Consider the following 20,044-nt stretch of genomic DNA (forward strand, 5'->3'; position numbering starts at 1 on the left):
ACCAAGTACTTTTATGAGGCTAATTATTTTCCAGCCTTATCTTCATTTAAAAATTGGCTTAGTGCGTCTTTTAGATCTTTGTCTTTAATCTTCACGTCAGCTTCTTTGATTAACTTAGTAGCTGTTTCAAGGAATTTTTTTTGGGCTGTATCACCAGCAGCAATTTTTTGTTTAATTTCATTTTTGCTAGCTTCTAATGAAGGAAGGTCTTTAACATCACGCTTGTCCTCTAATTTAATGATGTGATAGCCGTGAGTAGATTTAACTGGCCCGCTAATTTCACCTTTTTTAAGAGCATATGAAGCGTCTGTAAATTCAGCAACCATTTTATCTGGGCCGAACCAACCTAGTTTACCACCAGCTTCTTTAGAACCTGGATCTGTAGAATACTTTTTAGCAAGTTTAGTGAAATCTCCACCTTTATCAAGTTTAGATTTTACTTCTTTCGCTGTTGCTTCATCAGCAACTAAGATATGGCTTGCTTTCACTTCTGTTTTCATACGTTCGTAGAAAGCTTCGATATCTTTTTCAGAAATATCCATAGCTTTTTCTTGTAATAAAAGAATACGGATGTAATTTTCTTTAAAATCTTTTTCAGTTAAGTTTTGAGTAGCAAGAGTTTGTTCGTAGGTATCACCCATTGCTTCTTTTTGTTTTTTGAACTCTGCGTCTACTTCTTTATCAGTTATTTTGTATTTATCTTCTAAAACACGTTTGATAACTAATGTTTGAAGCGTTTGTGTACCAGCCGAGTTTTTCATTTCTTGGTACAGTTGTTCTTTTGTGATGTTTCCAGCTTTTGATTCTGCTACTATTTCGTTACTTGAATTATTTCCACATGCAGCAAGAGCAAGAACAGATGCTGCTAGTGTAAGTGATAATACGGTTTTCTTCATCTTTAAAATCTCTCCCAACTTTAGTCACTTATAACCAATGTATTTGTAACTATAACACAAAACGATAAAAAAAGAAAAAGGTTCCATATATTCATTAGCCTAAAACAGAAAAACACCCATGCATAATATAGCAATTAGAAGGGGGTGCAGGTTATGAGTAATGGTGGCGGATACTCTAACGGTTCAGGCTTTGCTTTAATTGTCGTGCTCTTTATTTTGTTAATTATTGTAGGTACGGCATTTATTTGCTAAGTTTTAGGGAATAAGAAAGTCCATTTGCAGTAATGCGAATGGACTTTCTTATTTATAAATTTCATTTCACTAATTTTAGGATGGATGAACTAACTTAGTGTCGATAGAACTTATCCAACAAGCTATTTTAGATGTTATAAAATGGTTGCTTACACAGTAAACAGAATCTCCAAGTAAAAGGAGATTAACAAAATGGTAATCAACACATTTATTGTTCGATATATTTTTGGTTGTTTTTCTTCAGGAATTTCTTTTTGCACACAAAGAGCATACGTCATCCGGTTGATTTGAAATAAATAAAACACCGAGAATAGGACGACAATAGCAATCATCAAGTCTTTTCCTCCTCTCTATCTACACCACAAGCATAACAAAAGAAGAACAGAAATGACAAGTTAATCATCGTTGGTTAGAAGATGGAACTAAAATTTCAAAACCCTTATCTGTTTCTTCAATTAAAGCGGTTTTAGGTGAATGAATAAGATGCTTGACATACAATAGATCAATTAAGCAAAGTCCGCAGTGATAAGCCAACAAAATTGAAAAGTAATGTCTAAAGGATGGGAACAAAATCGCTCCAATCACTAAAGCTATGTTAAGCAGAACAAACGGTACAAGCAATGCAAAAATATAACGACTTTTTAAAATCGGCTCATGGATACGCATCGACAATACAGGTAAAAAACCATATTGTTTCTCAATAGAATAGCGCAAACTTTTACGATAATTAAAAAGTGGTATAAAATGCAGCACCTTATGAATAGGGTAAATCATAAAAAAGACAATTAAAAAGAGCGGGAATAAGTGATCTGATAACGGATCTTCTTTAAATATATTTAATAGTATATAAAAAACAGAAAATACGCTAATAACGATAATAGTAGACAATAAAAAAATACGATCGTGGCCGTATTGTTTCTGTACATTAATTGTTTTCCAGCAATGCAAGGTATAGCATCTCCAATTTCAAAATATGATAATCTTCGAAACCTAACATTAATGCTTTTTATAAGGAAAATCAAGTCATTTTATATTAAAAAAAAGATAGCGTTTTCATCCTTGAGAATTGCCCAATCGGAGCAATTCTCAGGTTGAACTCGTTGCGAATATTATTCAATATTGCGTAATGAACCTTCGAAAATATCCATGAAATCATCACCGTAGATATTACGAATAATAGCCATTAGGTCTAATAACTCTGGGAATTTACCATACATCTCCTTTAATGGCAGAGATCCTTCGAGAACACTATGTTTAGATTGGTTGTAATTTTCTGTTAATTCAACGAGTAATGACTTACCTTTTTCGGTGAGCTCGACATATGTATTTCGCTTATCGTCATTACGTTTAGAAAATGCAAGCAATCCACGCTCCTCTAAATTTTTCGAGAAATTGAATGCGGTTGATACGTGCATTACACCAAATTTTGCTATATCAGAAATCGATGCGCCTTCAAGATTAGAAGCAATCCATAATACATGGTGCTCATTGATATTTAAATCATATGGTTTTATCCATGCTTGCCAATCTTTTTCAGCAGCTTTCCATAGGGCCTTCGATAGCTGGGCGATTCTTTGGCTGTAAAGCATAGCTTCACGAACCGTATATAAGTCTTCAGGCATAGCTATCACCAACTTTCGCAATTTTCTAACATTATAACATTATTTGTAAATAATAAACAATCGTTTTCCAATATAAAATAGTATAAAAAGATACTTTTTCTAATAGTTTAACTATTTTTCTCGAAGAATATACTTTTATCAGATGATTTTATGCATTGTCTTTTTTTATTTTACGATTTTGAAACTCAGCTAAATGTTTTTCAATTTCTTCAACAGAGCTTTGTAAAGAATCGATCTCTTGTTGGAGATTCTCTTGAATAGGCGCTGTCTCAGCTTGCCAAGCAGCAAAAGATTCTTTAGATTCTTCAATAACTTTAGGGATAGTTTGTTGTGCTTCGTTTTTTATGTTTTCAATAGCCCCTTTAATATCTGCTATTCTATTTTGCAGGTCCTCTTTAGTAGTTTGTAATGATGATCTAAATTCTTTGCCTGATTGCGGTGTAGATAAAAGGACTGCTACCATACCACCAATTGCCCCCGTTGTTAATCCGATTAAAAATGTAGACGTTTTCATAATATCGTTTCTCCTTCCTACTTTTAACTATGTATATCCTTCTTTTACTATAATAAAACATGATAATTAATAAAAGAAAATAAAAACTGTTTATTCTTTGTAGCTATTAAAAAGAAGGTCATTATCTATAATACTGTAGATAGTGACCTTCTGGTTATATTATCTTTCATTTTGATATTTAGGCATGTGTTAAAGCTGTATTAAATTTCGAACGTTTAACCAAGTTAATGATGATTGGGTAAATAATAATAAATGCTACGACGTTAATGGCAACAGCAGGTAGTACAACTGTTATGAATAATGCTGTAAATGGAATTTTCGCTCCAACAACTAGTATGGCAGAACCTAAGAAAACACTTCCTGAAATAATCGTACCTACACCAGCAAGAACAGCTGATACTGCAATTTTCTGAGCAAACTTTCGTAATAATACAACTGCTACATAGAAAATAAATGCTGTGACTAATTTGTCGATAATGTTTGGTACAAAACCAGCTGGAAATGTTGAAAATAAGCCTGAAATCACGCCTGTTGTTATCGCAAGTAAGAAAACTTCCTTAATGCCAGGGAATAATAAGATGCCGATAAACATCATCGTTAGCATGAAGTCTGGCTTCATACCACCATTAATTCCTGGAATCACGACATATAATGCCGCACCTACACCAACTAAAAGTGCCATTAAAACTAAATTCTTCGTATTCATTTCTCATCTCTCCTATAGCTACACTGAGCTCAACTTTTGTTATTTCCTTCCGTATCCTCGTGATCGAAAGCGAAACTTACACATGATTTTACAGGTAAATTATCTGAAAATCAACACTATTATAATATTGTTAATAAGAAATTTAATCCTATTTATTTAGATTTACGATAATTTGTTCTGCTAGATCAGCTAAAATTACTGGCGTATATTCATCTGGTTTTGTAATCCAAGTAGGTTTAAATCCGTCTGTTTCATCATATCTTGGTATGAAGTGTAAATGGAAGTGGAAAACAGTTTGTCCAGCCGCTTCGCCATTATTATTTACTAAGTTCATGCCAGCTGGGTTGAAAGTATCTTTGATAGCGTTAGCTATTTTTGGTGCAATTGCAAATAGATTAGCAGCTACTTCAGAAGACATTTCAAAAACGTTTGCAACATGCTCCTTTGGAATTAATAATGTATGACCTTTTGATAAGGGACCGATATCCATAAAGGCGTAGACAAATTCGTCTTCATAAATTTTCTTGCTTGGGATTGAACCATCGATAATTTTACAAAATAAACAATCGCTCATAAAAAACACACCTTTCATCATTTTGCTTTTCATTTTACCATATTGATAACTGCTAGTTTGCGAAAATTTTGATAAACTGTAAGAAGAATAGGAGTGACGAGGAATGACAGTATTAGAATTGCAATCCGTAACAGGTGGTTATACGAGAAAGCCTGTTATTCATGATTTATCATTTACCATTCAACCTGGAGAACTAGTCGGGCTAATTGGGCTGAATGGGGCAGGGAAAAGTACAACAATTAAACACATCATCGGATTAATGACTCAAAAAAGTGGGGACATTCTTCTAAACGGGATCTCAATAAAGGAAAATATGGATCAATATCGTGCATCATTTTCATATATTCCAGAAACGCCGGTACTATACGATGAGTTAACGTTAAAGGAACATTTAGAATTAACTGCAATGGCATATGGGTTAGATGAACAGACATTGAAAGAACGCTCTGAACCATTATTAAAAGAATTCCGTATGGAAAAACGCTTAAACTGGTTCCCGTCGCATTTCTCAAAAGGGATGCGTCAAAAAGTAATGATTATGTGTGCATTCTTAGTTAATCCATCATTATATATTATTGATGAGCCTTTTTTAGGACTAGATCCACTCGGTATTCAATCATTATTAGACCATATGGATGAAAAGAAAAAAGACGGGGCATCTATTTTGATGTCTACACATATTTTATCGACGGCTGAAAAGCATTGTGACCGTATTTTATTGTTACATAATGGCCGACTTCGCGCACAAGGGACGATGGATGACTTACGCCAAGCTTTCAATATGCCAGGTGCGACTTTGGACGACTTATACATCGCAATGACAAAGGAGCAAGATCATGAATAACTTGCATGATGTGTGGCGTACACGCTTCTTTCATTATATAAATGAAGTGCAAAAGTATATGAAGTATGTCTTTACAGGGCATATGGCAATCGTACTTGTATTCATCATCGGTGCAGGTGGTTATCAATATAGTGAGTGGTTGAAAACAAATCCGACTGATTTTCCTTCTATATTAGTGACTGCAATGGTCTTAGGTTTTCTCTTAGCATTTAGTAGTCCTACGACTTTAATCCGCGAGCCTGACCAAGTATACTTATTGCCACTTGAGACAAAGCTTCCGATTTATTTTAGAAAGGCTCTAAATTGGACATTTTGGTCACAGATTCTTGTCGTTGTTATACCATTTATCGTAGCTCTACCTATGCTAAAGCAAATAGGACAAGTATCTACTGGAACGATTGGCTTCACATTTGTAGTTGTGGTGTTGATGAAGTGGTGGAATGTACAAGTCGATTTTGCATTTCGTTGGGCTAATCGAGGACAAGCAGTATGGGGAGACCGCCTCCTACGAGTATTAATCTCTATTACAGTTCTAGCATCAGTGTTATTGATGAACGTATGGATGATGATTATTGTTGCTATTCCAGTAATCTATTATGGTTTTACTTGGATGAAACAAAAGACAATGCATCCCTTCCCATATGAACATTTCGTAAAACTGGAGCAAAATCGTATGTTACGTCTTTACCGTTTTGCTAATTATTTTACAGACGTGCCGCATATACACGGTAGCATTAAAAGACGACAGTGGTTGGATGCTCTGTATAAAATGGTGCCGTTTAAAAAGGAAAACACACAAGCTTATTTGGTGTTCCGTACTTTCGTCCGTACAGATGACCATTTCTATTTATGGGTACGTTTAACGACAATAGCTGCCTTAGGTGCTTTTTTTATTAATATGCCTGTTGCTGTTGGAGTCTTTTTAGCTGCGCTTGCCTTTGCGACGACAATTCAGTTGAAGCAAGCATTAATTTCTTCAACAGATTTCACTATGTATATGTTATACCCAATACCAGCAGTTTATCGTAAACTAGCAGTTCATAAAATTGTTCGTCTAGTAAGTATCGTGCAAGCGATTATCGTGTTAATTTGTGGCATAGGTAATCCATTATTTTATGTCGGACCAATTATTATGTTAATCGTTGGTGAGCTTACTTTAAGAATGACAAAATAAAGAAAATCCTGAGACAGTAAAAATGTCTCAGGATTTTTTTGTTATAGATTTTGATAATCCAGTACAGCTGCACCTAACGTTTTAGAAGCAATTAACATCGATTCTTCACGGAAATCGAATTTCGGATGATGATGTGGGTAAACTGTATTTTCAGGCATTGCTCCGGTAAAGAAAAACACACCTGGTACTTCTTCAAGATAATAAGAGAAATCTTCGCCAACCATAAGAGGAGGACACTGCTGGACGTTCAGAACACCAGGAATTTCTTTAGCAATAGTTGTTAAGAAAGCAGCTTCTTTCTCATGATTGACTACTGGTGGATAGCCTCTTAAATAATCGTATGAATAAGAACAGTCTGCAGCAAGGCAAGTACCTTTTACAATACGTTCAATTTCAGCCTGAACTAAATCACGAATTTCGGGAATAAAAGTCCGTACAGTTCCAGAAATTTTAGCTTCTCCTGGAATTACGTTAAAGGTATCACCTGCGTTGAAAGAACCGATTGTTACAACAGCGGATTCGATAGGGTCTACTCGACGTGAGACAATTTGCTGTAGATAAGTAACAAGTTGAGCACCAACCGTTAAGGCATCAACTGTATCCTGTGGCATAGCCCCATGTCCACCACGACCATGTATTGTAATTTCAAAACGATCAGATGAAGCCATCATAGGTCCTGGGCGATGTTCGACTGTACCAAATGGCGTTAACGACCATAAATGGGTACCGAACACGGCGTCTACACCATTAAGACATCCAGCTTCTACCATTGGCTTCGCTCCACCTGGCGCAAATTCTTCTGCATGTTGATGAATAATTACGTATTCGCCAACTAACTGCTCGCGCATTTCATGAAGGGCTTTTGCTAGTTGTAGCATTGTGGCTGTATGACCATCATGGCCACAAGCATGCATAACGCCTGCTACAGTTGATTTATATGGTATATCATTTTCTTCTTGAATAGGTAATGCATCAAAATCTGCTCTTAAAGCAATTGTTTTACCAGGTTTTGAACCTTTAATGTGTGCAACAACGCCGTTACCACCAACATTCGCTTCATAAGCTACACCTAGCTCATCGTAAAATTTTTGTATATACTTAGCTGTTTCAGTCTCTTCAAAAGATACTTCAGGATGCATATGTAAATGGCGACGAATTTGTACCATATCTTTGTAAGAAGCATCTAGTTTATCAAAAAGTTGTATTTTCATTTGCTATACCCCACTCATAGATAGTATTTTTGATTAACTTCTATTATAGCAAAAAAAGCCGAGTGCCTTACTCGACTTTAGTAATTAATCTTTAGTTTCTTCATTTTTAGTAGTGGTATAGGTTGTTACATATGCTTTACTTGTGAAAATATTACGATTTTCAATACCTTCTATACCAACGCGATTTTCAAAAGCATCTTTATAGGCATTCGATGCTTTCCAAGCTTCAAATGAGTTTGGACCAGACCATTCAGTTAAGGTAATATAAGTTTCGGAATTTAGTGGTTTAAGTAAGCGGTATGCTGTGAGACCAGGGTCTGATTCAATTACATGAGAACGACTTAAAAAACGATGTTCAAATAGTGGACGACCTTCATCAGAGATAGGAAGATGATTCAGTACAAAAAAACCTTTATCTTCTAATTGATTAATTGAATCGATTACTTCGTAGCTTCTAGGGGTTTGAAATACTGATTTTCCCTCTGTTTCATGTAGTAACATAGAGTTACCTGAGCCAAGTAATACAATCATTTTTTCATTTGGGTATTTGTTTCGTAAGCTCTTCATAAATTCTGGTGTTCCAGATGTTAAATAAATATTCAATAATAACGCCTCCTGTTCAATTTATGTGTTCTTGGACTATATTCAGTTTCGGTTGCAAGTTGCCTTAGCCTGGAGCTGTATGTTTTCCATAGTGTCCAGCTTCAAGCGCGAGCACTTCGAGGTCACTTAAGGTCATAGGATGCGGGTCACACAACTGTCGCGTACTTAGGTTACCTTACTTGAATCGAAATCTTTTACCGTTATTTGTATAATATGTTTAGCCATAGCTTATATTAATTAAACATTATAGTATACATAATTAATAATTGTATGTTTGATATATCGATAAAAAGCAAAATATATTAAAAGGATTTGAGTATTTTTAGATTGTCAGACATCTTTGTCAAAAAGATGTCAACATTACAAACATTTTTATGACATTTCGGTCTGAAAACTATACAATAACATAGGAAACGACTATAGTGAAAACGGATACGAAAGTCGAAACGATTAACTTATATATATGAAGGGAATGAATCTGTTCATGAGAACGATTAATGATACGCTTTTACGCGCAGCACGTGGAGAGAGGACAGCCTATACACCTGTTTGGTATATGCGTCAAGCAGGACGTTCACAGCCTGAATACCGTAAGATTAAAGAAAAATACTCACTTGAGGAAATTACACATCAACCGGAATTGTGTGCATATGTAACACATTTACCAGTACAAAATTATAATGTTGATGCAGCTATTTTATATAAAGATATCGTAACACCATTACCAGGTATGGGTGTGGATGTGAAAATCAAAGCAGGTATTGGTCCAGTGATTTCAAATCCAATTCGCTCTGTAAAAGATGTAGAAGCTTTACGCGAATTTAATCCTGAAGAACATGTACCATTCGTGCTTGATACAATAAAACTTTTAACTGAAGAACAACTAGATGTACCTTTAATTGGTTTTGCAGGCGCTCCATTTACACTTGCAAGCTATATGATTGAAGGTGGTCCTTCTAAAAGCTACAGCTTAACAAAATCATTCATGGTATCAGAGCCACAAGCTTGGTTCATGCTAATGGACAAGTTAGCAGATATGATAATAGTGGATATTAAAGCGCAAGTTGGAGCAGGAGCTAAAGCGTTCCAAATTTTCGACTCATGGGTTGGCGCACTAAGTAAAGAAGATTATCGTATCTTCATTAAACCAGTTATGACAAGAATTTTTAGTGAACTAAAAGAGTTAGATGTCCCAATGATTACATTCGGCGTAGGTGCAAGTCACTTAGCAATGGAATGGCATGACTTACCAGTAGATGTTATTGGCTTAGATTGGCGTTTACCAATTAAAGAAGCGCGTGCTATGGGTATGACTAAACCAGTACAAGGCAACTTAGATCCAACATTATTATTAGCTGATTGGTCTATCATTGAAGAACGAACAAAAGCAATTATTGACCAAGGCTTAGAAGTACCAGGTCATATTTTCAACCTTGGACATGGTGTTTTCCCTTCAGTAGATCCAGATGTTTTAAAACGTTTAACAACACTTATCCATGAATATAGTTCAGAACAAGTAAAAGTACGTTTTTAATAAGTAGTAAATAACTTTTTGAGGTGAAATTACAATGAGAAAAACAATGGGCTTACTAGTTATGGCTTATGGTACACCAAACAACGAAGATGAAATTGAAGCATATTATACACATATTCGCCATGGTCGCAAACCTAGCGAAGAGTTAATCGAAGATTTACGTAGTCGTTATCAAGCTATCGGTGGTATTTCGCCTCTTGCTGAAACAACTCGTAACCAAGCAGCAGCTTTATGTGCACGTTTAAATGAAGTACAAGATGAAGTAGAGTACAAATTATATATTGGTTTAAAACATATTGCACCATTCGTGGAGGATGCAGTTGAGGCAATGCATAAAGACGGAATTACTGAAGCAGTTTCTATCGTACTTGCACCTCACTTCTCAACATTCTCTATTAAATCGTACAATGGACGTGCGAAAGAAAAAGCTGAAGAATTAGGTGGTTTAACAATCACTTCAGTTGAAAGCTGGTACAAAGAGCCGAAATTCATCCAATATTGGACAGAAAAAATTAACGATGCGTTTGCAGAAATGTCAGAAGAAGAACGTAAAACAGCTTGCCTAATTGTTTCTAACCACTCATTACCGGAAAAGATTGTTAAAATGGGTGACCCGTATGCGGATCAATTACATGAGACAGCTAATATTCTTCAAAAAGAAACAGGGGTAGAACATATGGAAGTAGGCTGGCAAAGTGCTGGTCAAACACCTGAGCCTTGGCTTGGACCAGATGTTCAAGATTTAACTCGCGAACTATACAATGAAAAAGGCTTCCGTTCATTTGTCTATACACCAGTTGGCTTTACTGCGGAACATTTAGAAGTATTGTATGACAATGACTATGAATGTCGTGTTGTTTGTGAGGAATTAGGTGCTAACTACCATCGTCCAGCTATGCCAAACGATGATCCATTATTCATCAATGCTATGGTTGATGTTATTAATAAAACGTTATCTCAAGCCTAATAGAAAGTGATGATTGATGTGACTGAACAAAAGCAAAGAGTAGCCGTTATCGGTGGTGGGATTACAGGCTTAGCTGCTGCGTTCTATTTGCAACAAGAGGCTAAAGAAAAAAAACTTCCATTAGAAATAGTACTGATTGAATCTTCTCATCGTTTAGGTGGTAAGATTCAAACTGTACGTAAGGAAAAATTTATCATTGAACGTGGTCCAAACTCATTTGTTGATAATAATAATTGTATGTCCAAATTAGTAAAAGACTTAGGAATCGAAGACCAACTTATTCGAAGTGAAGCAGGTCAAACTTACATTACAGCCAATGAAAAACTATATCCAGTACCAGCAGAATCAATTTTGGGGATTCCCACAAAGTTATCTTCCTTTTTAGCTTCTGATATTGTGTCATGGAGTGGTAAAGTACGTGCTACATGTGACCTATGGCTTCCTCGGTCTAGAATACAAGAAGATCAGCCATTAGGGAGATTTATGCGAAGAAGGTTTGGTAAGGAGACTGTTGAGAATATTATCGAACCGCTTTTATTAGGTGTTTCTGCTGGAGATATAGATATACTTAGTCTACAAGCGAATTTTCCAAAGCTTATCGAAATGGAAAAGGAATATAGAAGTTTAATAATAGGGATGAAAAACGCCCCTTCTGATATTACTATTAACGAATTGCAAGGTAATAAAAAGCGTCCTTTCCAAACTTTTAAAAATGGTCTTGAAACGTTGATTGAGGCATTAGAAGCTCAGCTAATAGATACGACTATTTTGAAAAGTGTCAAAGTGGAATCGATTGCAAAGACAGCGCATCAAGTAACATTATCTCTGAATAATAAAACCTCAATTGCAGCGGATGCAGTAATATTAGCTACACCACATCTGATAACCCAAAAAATGTTTGCCAATCAAGGTTTATTACAAAGTTTGCAAGAAATTCCCCTATCGACTGTCGCTACTGTTTCGATGGCATTTCCCATTGAAGCAATAGATGAAAGTTTTACTGGTTCTAGATTCGCTGTTCCGCGTAATAGTGATTTTTCAATTACATCGTGTTTATTGACACATCGAAAATGGCCGTCATTTGTTCCAGATGGCTATGCGTTGTTGGAAGTCTCTGTAGGACGTTCTGGAGATGAAGCAATAGTAGATTTATCGGATAGTGAGATTGAGAAGATTGTATTACAAGATATAAATAGAGTGACCCTGATAAAAGGAAGTCCTTTGTTTACAGTTGTTTCAAGATGGAAAGAAACAATGCCTCAATATACAGTTGGGCACGCTCAGCGCGTGGAATTAGCCAAACAAGATTTAAATGAACACTTTCCGACGGTGAAGTTGGTAGGAAGTTCGTATGAAGGTACAAGCTTACCAAATTGTGTTGACAACGCTCGAAGCGCAGTGGATGAGCTATTAATAAAGTTATTTGAATAATGAAGTCGTTCTTTTCGTTGGTTTACATATAGCCTACAGAAGAGCGATTTTTTTGTGGCTTAGGCCCACAGGATGTGGGTCACATAACCGTTGCGGCAGGACGCCGTGAACTTAGGTTATGTTCCATTATAAGGGCGTCCTCAGCATTTCAGAGTCCAGTTCCAAGCGCTAGCTGCTCGAGGTCGCTTCGGTCTCTCGGCACAAGACTGAAAGTGCGTCTTGTGTTCGAGTCCTCCAGCGCTTGTCGGGGGCCCACAGGATGTGGGTCACATAACCGTTGCGGTGGGACGCCGTGAACTTAGGTTATGTTCCTTTAGAAAGGCGTCCTCAGCATTTCGGAGTGTCCAGCTTCGGACGCCAGCTGCTCGGGTCACTTCGGTCTCTCGGACAAAAGCTGGAAAGATGCTTTTGTTTCGAGTCCTCCAGTGCCTGTCGCAGCTTGAAGGGCGTCCTCAGCATTGCAATTTGTTCACAAATTGCTTTGCTTTCTTTCATTATTATTTCACATTTATAAAGTATGATAAAAAGGGGAGGGGTGATGGGATTGAGAAAGAGTGTTACGGTCATCATATTATTTGTTTTACTGCTCCTTTTTGGGTGTGGAAAGGATGCGTACCCTGCGATTCCAGCAGATACTTCCTTTATTGCAGCAGTCAATATACAGCAGCCTTCAATAACTTTTGTGAATGAAAATCTTAATGTATTTGCTACTTGGCAATTAGAGAAAGCTTACACAGGAGCTACTTTGATTGGTCAACAATATATATTGCTTTATGGTAATCAATTAGAGAGTGCAGACGTTTTTAATTTAGCTACCGGAGAAATTACGTATTCCATTGCAACTGGAGTTGGAGTGACGAATGCGATTTATGCACAGGATAAGAAAATGTTCTATATTGCAAATGGTAAAACAAATCGCGTTACATCTTTCACTGCTCAAGGAGAGCAAGTCGCTGAGCAGAAGGTTGGGAATTATCCAATGTCGATGCTAATCCATGGACAAAATTTGTATGTAGTTAATTATAAAGATACAAAACTTTCAGTCCTTGATGCAAAGTCTCTTGAAACAAAAGATAAGTGGCAGATTCCAAAATCCTCTCACGGAATGGCCGCTTTAGATAAAAGAAGAGAACTATGGCTTGGTGGACACGGTGCAGGGATGAAGCCGAATACTACTGTCGATATTTTTGATATAGATAAGGGCAAGAAGAATCGTGAGCTTTCACTACCTATGATGCCAATCGGTTTTGCGGTAGATAATGACCGAATATATGTCGTCAGTCATGGGCAAAGTCAATTATATGAAGTAAATGGTGACGGACATATAATGAATAAACAAGAAATTGGTGCGAATCCATTTGCGGTGCAACTTTTTGAACAATATGTCGTAGTGGCAGGGTACGATGATCAAACATTATACTTTATGAAAAATAATAATGTTACAAAGAAAGTTAAAGTTGATAAAGGTCCATTTCAATTGATTGTAAGGGAGATGAACAAATGACATCTATTCTAATTGTAGATGATGAACAAGATATGAGAAATTTAATCGATATAATGTTGAAAAAGTCAAGATTTCAAACACTACAAGCTGAAAACGGCCACGTTGCTATCAATATCCTCTCACAAGAGAATGTCGACTTAGTGTTGCTTGATGTTATGATGCCGGGGATAGATGGCTTTCAAGTATGCGAAGAAATTCGTAAGACTTCGAATGTACCGATTATTTTCCTGACTGCAAAGGATGCGAATGAGGACAAGGTAAAAGGTTTAACGATTGGTGCGGATGATTATATAGTAAAACCATTTACTTCCACAGAGCTAGTAGCTCGAATCGTAGCTGTATTACGTCGCATGGGAAATACTCCTGTGGAAATGGACGTAAAGCATTTATGCAAAGGTACAATTGATTTGGACGAGGTATCGAGAAAAGTATTTGTAGCTGGAAATGTAATTCCACTAACATTAAAAGAATTTGATTTACTACATTTATTTATGACAAATGAAAATACGGTTTATACACGGGAACAATTATTAGAGATTTTATGGGGCATAGATTATGCAGGGGGAACCAGAACAGTAGATACACATATTAAAACACTTCGATTAAAATTAGGAAAAGAAGCCGGTAAATTTATTCACACTGTATGGGGGCTAGGGTATCGTTTTGAGGTAGGACTATGAAAAAACTATCATCGCGCATTTGGGCAATGATTTTAGTTTTTTTAACACTAACGGTTCTTTTTATGTACATACTAACCCATTTTTTATATGAACGATTGTATGTCAAAGATACGGAACAGTCGATGATTGAAGTTGGGGAGAAATTGGCAACAATTTACGAGGGTGGTAAAGTAACCGACGATTTAATCGCGCAAATTGATGATTATAATAACTATTCAGATATCTCTGTATTTGCCGTTAGAAATCCACGTGAACTAAGTGCTTGTGTACCATTTGATATTGATTATAAAACATTGATTGGTGCAGACGAGCGTCAACAGCTTCTACAAGAACAAGCTGTTACCAAGATGGGATATGAGGAGCGCTTTGATCGGCAAATTATTTCTGTCATAATACCGCTAACAGATCAAAATCGTTTAGAAGGCATTATTTATATCTATTTTCCATTAGCGAAAATATCGGAATTGGCATCTAAAGAAGTTATTTTTTTATTAGGAAGTGCAGCAGTATTTTTAATAATAGTAGGTTTTGGTATTTATAAAGGAATAGGGCATATTATGAAGCCACTTAATGCTTTGCAAAATGCGGCAGAGAAGATGGCTGACGGGAACTATGAAACGAGAGTACGAGTTACATCTAAGGACGAAATAGGTCGGTTATCAGAAACCTTTAATAAAATGGCGACCGCTATTCAACAAGAGGATGAGGCGCAAAGAAGTTTTTTAGCTACTGTATCACATGAATTACGAACTCCTATTAGTTATGTAAAAGGATATGGAGAAGTTATTAAAGAAGGGATAATTCCTGAACAAGAACAGCATGAGACGATTTCCTTAATCGTTCGAGAAGCTAATCGTATGGAGAAGCTGACAAATGAATTGTTACAATTATCACGAGCAACTAATTTATCTGAACCTATTGCATTATATCCGTTGCCGCTCGCTGAAACGATTCGTGAGGTAGTGTTATTAACAGAGCAACAAGCACATAAAAAGGACATGCAGGTGAATGTTAATGTTAGTGATGAAATCATCGTCAATGCAGATGAAGAAAAATTAAAGCAAATTTTCATCAACTTAATTGAAAATGCATTACGGTATTCTAATAACAACACATCGATTGAAATCACTGCAAAAGCTAATGGGAAATTGGCAGTTATTCAAATGGAAGATCATGGAATTGGTATTCCAGCTGAAGATCTACCTCATGTAACAGAGAGGTTTTATAGAGTAAATAAAGCGAGAAGCCGTAGTGATGGCGGAAGTGGATTAGGTCTTTCAATTGTTGAGCAGCTTGTCAAATTGCATGATGGAACTTGGCAAATTGATAGTGAGTTAGGAAAAGGGACAACGATTACAATACAAATACCAATGGTAGAGGAGTTTTAATGATGAAGAAATGGATAATTAGTTTATTAGTAATAACAGGTTTACTAGCAGGGTGTAATAATGATAAAAAGCAAGAAGACAATGTATCAAACAATGAAGGAACAACTGTGGAAGTGAAAGTTGATATCTTAACACCTGAAAAAGTGGATGCAAATAAAGAAATTGAATTAGCTGCACATGTAACACAAGGTGGAGAAGATGTGAATGATGCAGATGACGTGAAATTTGAAGTATGGGAATCAGGTATGCGTGAAGATGGGCAAATGATTGAAGGTAAACTCGATCAAAATGGGGAATATAAAGCGACTATCACATTAGACCATGATGGTGTTTACTATATGTTTGCTCATACGAATGCTCGAGGCCTTCATGTCATGCCAAAACAAAAATTAATTGTGGGTAATCCAGATATGAGTAAAGTGAAAGAAGAATCAAAAGATGGCTCAAAAGATATGAATCATATGAATATGCATGATAAAAAAGATGAAGAAACATCTGATCATTCATCAAAATAAAATAGAGAACTAATTTGTATGAAAAATACTTGCAACTTTCATTTGTTGCGTGTAGAATAAATGACCAGATGACTAAAATGGTTTTCTGGTCATTTTTATTTAATACGAAAGTGGGTGAGAAACAAAATGGACCGCAGACAAGAAATACTAGAAGCGGCTTCGAAATCATTTTCTCTTTTTGGATATAAAGCTACTACAATGGATCAAGTAGCGAAAATCGCGAACGTAGGGAAAGGAACTATTTATACTTTTTTTAGTAATAAAGAAATCCTTTTTCAAGAGATTGTCGTGAAAATGATTCAAGAAATGAAAACGGCAGCAAATGAAGCAATCTCAGCTGAACAGACATTCCAGCAAAATGCACATGCGGTGTTAATGAAAGTTTTAGAGTTTCGAGAAGTACACCTTCTGTATGCGAAATTGATTGAAGAAGAAAAGGAACTAAGAACACCTGCTGTGAAACATGTGCTCATTCGAATTGAACAAGAAGTTGTTAACTTTGTTGGTGATAAAATTAAAACAGCCATTATCAAAGGGGAAATTCGGGAATGTGAACCAGATCTAGTTGCATATCTTTTATTAAAAGCTTATTTCGGTTTTGTAGCTGACTGGGGAGAAACGCATGATTTTGAACTATCAGAAGAGAAAATAGCTTTAATGTTTCGAGATACCATTTTTCGGGGTCTCTTACCTTGAGACTCTTTTTTTGAATAAAAACGACTGATTGAGAGATTTAGTCACTTAGTTTTATAGGAGGAATGAAGAATGATTAAGGCAGAGTTTGCAAAAATTCTCCGCACGAAAAAAATGCTAATTGCTATTATTGCAGTTCTTTTCGTTCCTGTACTATATGCAGGTATGTTCCTATGGGCTTTCTGGGATCCATACGCAAATTTACAGGATTTACCGGTAGCTCTTGTCAACAATGATAAAGGTGCCGAAATAGAAGGAAAAGAAAAGCAATTAGGTAAAGATTTAGTCGATAATCTAAGAGATAGTAAAGAATTTAAATTTGTTGAAGTATCTAAGGCAAAAGGAGAGGAAGGATTAAAGGATCGCGATTATTATATTTTAATTGAAATTCCTGAAGACTTCTCAAAAAATGCTGGTACTTTATTAGAAGATAATCCTGAACAAATGAAAATTATTTACCGACCAAATGAAGGATACAACTTCTTAGGTGGACAAATCGGTAATACAGCAATGGAGCTTGTGCGTGCTGAAGTAAATAAAAAAGTTTCTGCTACATATGCAGAAACACTATTTGATAATATTGCAAAATTAGGAGACGGTTTCGGGGATGCAGCTGATGGTGCTGTTAAACTTGAAAAAGGCTCTAAAAAATTAAAAGACGGTGCTAGCCAATTAAAAGATGGTATCGGAACTGCTACAGATGGTGCCACTCAACTAAATGATGGTGCTAAAACAGCAGCAAAAGGTTCAACCGATTTAAAAAATGGTATTGATTCAGCGGCAGAAGGTGCAGGCACTTTAAATAGTGGAGCTCAAACCTTAGCAAAAGGTACATCTGAATTAAATACAGGTATTCTTTCTGCTAAAGACGGTTCAAATCAACTACAATCTGGTTCAACAGAATTGAAAAAAGGTACCGCTACTTTAGTAAAAGGTTTAGAAGGTAATACATCAAACATTAACGCATTAAATGACGGCGCACAAAAAGTGAATACAGGCGTTGGCACTTTAAGTGCTGGTTTAGGTCAATTAGCACCTGGTGCACAAAATGTTTCTGCAGGAGTTACAAAACTAGTAGATGGCCTTGGAGCAATGACTGAAAAAGTTCCTGCTTTGAAAAAAGGTGTTAACGATACAAATGATGGAGCTGCAGAATTAAGTGCGGGCACAAAAAAATTAGCAATGGGTACGAAACAACTAATTGCTCAAATTAATGCTATGGAAATTCCAGAAGCACAAAAACAAGCTTTACTAAAAACAGCAGGAACAATTGATACATCTGCTGATAATTTAAGTGCAGGCGCAGGTAAATTAAGTGCAGGTACAGCAGAATTAAACAAACAAGTTTCTACTATTCCAGTACCAACATCTGAACAAGCAACTTCACTAAAACAAGGTGCAACAACAGTTGCAGCTAGTTTAGATAAAATGAATAAAACCGTTAGTGGAGAATTAGCACCTGGTACAAAACAATTAGCTGGAGGTACTGATCAATTGGCTTCTAATTGGAGTTCTTCAATTGCAGGCGCTAAAAAATTAGATGCCGGAGCAGGCCAACTGCAAGGCGGTTTAACTGATCTAACTGGTGGTATGGGTAAATTACAATCAGGATCAACCCAATTAGCTGACGGTTCATTAAAACTTGCTGATGGTACTCAATCATTAACAAGTGGTCTTGGGCAATTACAAGACGGTTCAGGTAAACTTTCAACAGGTCTAGGTACATTAAGTGGTGGTACATCATCACTTGTAACGGGTCTAGATAAATTACAAGATGGTTCAGGTAAATTAAAAGACGGTACATCTGAATTAAAAGATGGTACTAACACATTACAAGGGAAATTAAAAGAAGCGAATGAAAAAGCTGCTGAAGTAAATGCAAATCAAAAAACTTATGACATGGTTGGCGAACCAGTAGCTGTTGAGAAACAAGAAATTAACGCAGTACCTAACTACGGTACAGGTTTCGCGCCATACTTCTTAGCACTTGGTCTATTTGTAGGTGCGCTATTAATTACAATCGTCTTCCCATTAGTGGAACCAGCTATTAAACCAATTAATGGTATCTCATGGTTCACTAGTAAAGTTGCTGTTTTGGCAGTTGTTGGATTAGTTCAATCATTGGCTGCAGTGGCGATAGTTATTTGGGGTCTAGATCTTGAGCCTATGAATATGGGGGCTTTCGTCTTAATGGCGATAGTAACAAGCTATACATTCCTAGCATTGACTCAAATGTTAGTATCAATTTTCTCTGATCCAGGTCGTTTTGTAGCTATCCTAATCTTGATTCTACAATTGACAACAAGTGCAGGTACATTCCCATTAGAATTAGTACCTAAACCATTGCATATCTTTAATACGTTATTACCAATGACATACTCTGTTCAAGGATTTAAAGCTGCAATTTCTACTGGTGATATGAGCTTCTTCTGGACAAATAGCGGTATCCTATGCGGCTTTATGGTAGGTTGTTTAGCTATTACATTCGGATATTTTGCATTAATCTTTAAAAAACGTCATTCAAATAGTGACGCTGTAGCAGAATAATATTTAAAAAGGTTAAAGAGCGAAAGGAGCTCTTTAACCTTTTTTGTTAAAATTTTTTTATAAAAGTTACTTTGTCAAATTAAGTGCAACACTTGCTCCATGAACGCTTCGTGTGCAGATTTCCAGCCCAAGCATTTTCTTGGGCGATTATTAATTAAATATAACGCCTTTTTTAATTCATCCTTGCTTACCTCAGCTAGGTCTGTTCGCTTAGGGAAAAATTCACGTAGTAAACCATTCGCATTTTCATTACTGCCCCGTTGCCAAGAAGAGTAAGGGTCTGCGAAATAAACTTGGATATTCAAGTCTTTTTCCAAGTTTGTATAACAACTAAATTCTTTGCCTCGATCAGTCGTTGCCGTTTGAAAACTGTCTTTTGGTAAAGCATG

General features: G+C 36.2%; 22 protein-coding genes. 12 read left to right on the top strand and 10 right to left on the bottom strand.

The window, feature by feature from the left end:
- Nucleotides 1–23: 23 nt before the first annotated feature.
- Nucleotides 24–896, bottom strand: a complete 873-nt coding sequence (locus ACQKMD_RS06305; RefSeq protein WP_427750404.1) for a peptidylprolyl isomerase — start codon at nt 894–896, stop codon at nt 24–26.
- 144 nt (nt 897–1,040) lie between these two features.
- Between ACQKMD_RS06305 and ACQKMD_RS06310 the strand changes: the two genes are divergently transcribed.
- Nucleotides 1,041–1,148 carry a YjcZ family sporulation protein gene (locus ACQKMD_RS06310; RefSeq protein WP_427750406.1) on the top strand — a complete coding sequence of 36 codons (108 nt, stop codon included), beginning with the start codon at nt 1,041–1,043 and terminating at the stop codon, nt 1,146–1,148.
- Between the two features lie 149 nt (nt 1,149–1,297).
- On the opposite strand, the gene ACQKMD_RS06315 is transcribed toward ACQKMD_RS06310, so the two are convergent.
- From ACQKMD_RS06315 to ACQKMD_RS06340, 6 genes are all read right to left on the bottom strand, one after another.
- Nucleotides 1,298–1,480, bottom strand: coding sequence for a hypothetical protein (locus ACQKMD_RS06315; RefSeq protein ID WP_427750451.1), 183 nt, complete (start codon nt 1,478–1,480; stop codon nt 1,298–1,300).
- Between the two features lie 67 nt (nt 1,481–1,547).
- On the bottom strand, nt 1,548–2,096 hold the full coding sequence (locus ACQKMD_RS06320) for a DUF3267 domain-containing protein (protein ID WP_427750407.1): 549 nt from the start codon (nt 2,094–2,096) through the stop codon (nt 1,548–1,550).
- 161 nt (nt 2,097–2,257) lie between these two features.
- Nucleotides 2,258–2,770 (bottom strand): HTH-type transcriptional regulator Hpr, encoded by a 513-nt coding sequence (locus ACQKMD_RS06325; protein ID WP_427750409.1) that lies wholly within the window; start codon nt 2,768–2,770, stop codon nt 2,258–2,260.
- A 148-nt stretch (nt 2,771–2,918) separates the two neighbouring features.
- Entirely contained in the window at nt 2,919–3,284 is a 366-nt protein-coding gene (locus ACQKMD_RS06330) for a YtxH domain-containing protein (RefSeq protein WP_427750411.1), read from the bottom strand.
- Between the two features lie 178 nt (nt 3,285–3,462).
- The gene (locus ACQKMD_RS06335; RefSeq protein WP_427750413.1) at nt 3,463–3,990 is read right to left on the bottom strand and encodes a tryptophan transporter; all 528 of its coding nucleotides are present in this window, start codon (nt 3,988–3,990) and stop codon (nt 3,463–3,465) included.
- Nucleotides 3,991–4,138: 148 nt separating this feature from the next.
- Complete coding sequence (locus ACQKMD_RS06340; protein ID WP_427750414.1) at nt 4,139–4,564, bottom strand: HIT family protein; 426 nt, start codon at nt 4,562–4,564, stop codon at nt 4,139–4,141.
- A gap of 103 nt (nt 4,565–4,667) precedes the next feature.
- Between ACQKMD_RS06340 and ACQKMD_RS06345 the strand changes: the two genes are divergently transcribed.
- Together ACQKMD_RS06345 and ACQKMD_RS06350 are read left to right on the top strand one after the other, a co-directional pair.
- Nucleotides 4,668–5,408 carry an ABC transporter ATP-binding protein gene (locus ACQKMD_RS06345; RefSeq protein ID WP_427750416.1) on the top strand — a complete coding sequence of 247 codons (741 nt, stop codon included), beginning with the start codon at nt 4,668–4,670 and terminating at the stop codon, nt 5,406–5,408.
- On the top strand, nt 5,401–6,582 hold the full coding sequence (locus tag ACQKMD_RS06350) for an ABC transporter permease (protein WP_427750418.1): 1,182 nt from the start codon (nt 5,401–5,403) through the stop codon (nt 6,580–6,582). The genes ACQKMD_RS06345 and ACQKMD_RS06350 overlap by 8 nt, the downstream gene beginning before the upstream one ends.
- Nucleotides 6,583–6,623: 41 nt before the next feature.
- Here the strand turns inward: ACQKMD_RS06350 and ACQKMD_RS06355 are convergent, their stop codons facing one another.
- Nucleotides 6,624–7,793, bottom strand: coding sequence for a M20 metallopeptidase family protein (locus tag ACQKMD_RS06355; protein WP_427750420.1), 1,170 nt, complete (start codon nt 7,791–7,793; stop codon nt 6,624–6,626).
- Nucleotides 7,794–7,877: 84 nt separating this feature from the next.
- Complete coding sequence (locus tag ACQKMD_RS06360; RefSeq protein WP_427750422.1) at nt 7,878–8,396, bottom strand: antibiotic biosynthesis monooxygenase family protein; 519 nt, start codon at nt 8,394–8,396, stop codon at nt 7,878–7,880.
- Nucleotides 8,397–8,880: 484 nt separating this feature from the next.
- On the opposite strand from ACQKMD_RS06360, the gene hemE reads away from it, so the two are divergent.
- From hemE to ACQKMD_RS06405, 9 genes are all read left to right on the top strand, one after another.
- Entirely contained in the window at nt 8,881–9,930 is a 1,050-nt protein-coding gene (hemE, locus tag ACQKMD_RS06365; RefSeq protein ID WP_427750423.1) for a uroporphyrinogen decarboxylase, read from the top strand.
- Nucleotides 9,931–9,964: 34 nt separating this feature from the next.
- Complete coding sequence (gene hemH, locus ACQKMD_RS06370) at nt 9,965–10,897, top strand: ferrochelatase (RefSeq protein WP_427750425.1); 933 nt, start codon at nt 9,965–9,967, stop codon at nt 10,895–10,897.
- A 9-nt stretch (nt 10,898–10,906) separates the two neighbouring features.
- Nucleotides 10,907–12,328, top strand: coding sequence for a protoporphyrinogen oxidase (hemY, locus tag ACQKMD_RS06375; protein ID WP_427750427.1), 1,422 nt, complete (start codon nt 10,907–10,909; stop codon nt 12,326–12,328).
- Between the two features lie 544 nt (nt 12,329–12,872).
- Entirely contained in the window at nt 12,873–13,832 is a 960-nt protein-coding gene (locus ACQKMD_RS06380) for a YncE family protein (protein ID WP_427750428.1), read from the top strand.
- Nucleotides 13,829–14,512 carry a response regulator transcription factor gene (locus ACQKMD_RS06385; RefSeq protein WP_427750430.1) on the top strand — a complete coding sequence of 228 codons (684 nt, stop codon included), beginning with the start codon at nt 13,829–13,831 and terminating at the stop codon, nt 14,510–14,512. Before ACQKMD_RS06380 ends, ACQKMD_RS06385 begins: the two co-directional genes overlap by 4 nt.
- The gene (locus tag ACQKMD_RS06390; protein WP_427750432.1) at nt 14,509–15,900 is read left to right on the top strand and encodes a sensor histidine kinase; all 1,392 of its coding nucleotides are present in this window, start codon (nt 14,509–14,511) and stop codon (nt 15,898–15,900) included. Before ACQKMD_RS06385 ends, ACQKMD_RS06390 begins: the two co-directional genes overlap by 4 nt.
- A 2-nt stretch (nt 15,901–15,902) precedes the next feature.
- The gene (locus tag ACQKMD_RS06395; RefSeq protein ID WP_427750433.1) at nt 15,903–16,415 is read left to right on the top strand and encodes a FixH family protein; all 513 of its coding nucleotides are present in this window, start codon (nt 15,903–15,905) and stop codon (nt 16,413–16,415) included.
- A gap of 126 nt (nt 16,416–16,541) precedes the next feature.
- Complete coding sequence (locus tag ACQKMD_RS06400; RefSeq protein ID WP_427750435.1) at nt 16,542–17,111, top strand: TetR/AcrR family transcriptional regulator; 570 nt, start codon at nt 16,542–16,544, stop codon at nt 17,109–17,111.
- Between the two features lie 69 nt (nt 17,112–17,180).
- On the top strand, nt 17,181–19,655 hold the full coding sequence (locus tag ACQKMD_RS06405; RefSeq protein WP_427750437.1) for a YhgE/Pip family protein: 2,475 nt from the start codon (nt 17,181–17,183) through the stop codon (nt 19,653–19,655).
- 74 nt (nt 19,656–19,729) lie between these two features.
- On the opposite strand, the gene ACQKMD_RS06410 is transcribed toward ACQKMD_RS06405, so the two are convergent.
- On the bottom strand, nt 19,730–20,044 hold a 315-nt coding region (locus ACQKMD_RS06410; RefSeq protein ID WP_427750438.1), incomplete at its 5' end, for an IS30 family transposase.

Source organism: Viridibacillus sp. NPDC096237, assembly GCF_050278625.1.
Lineage (GTDB): Bacteria > Bacillota > Bacilli > Bacillales_A > Planococcaceae > Viridibacillus.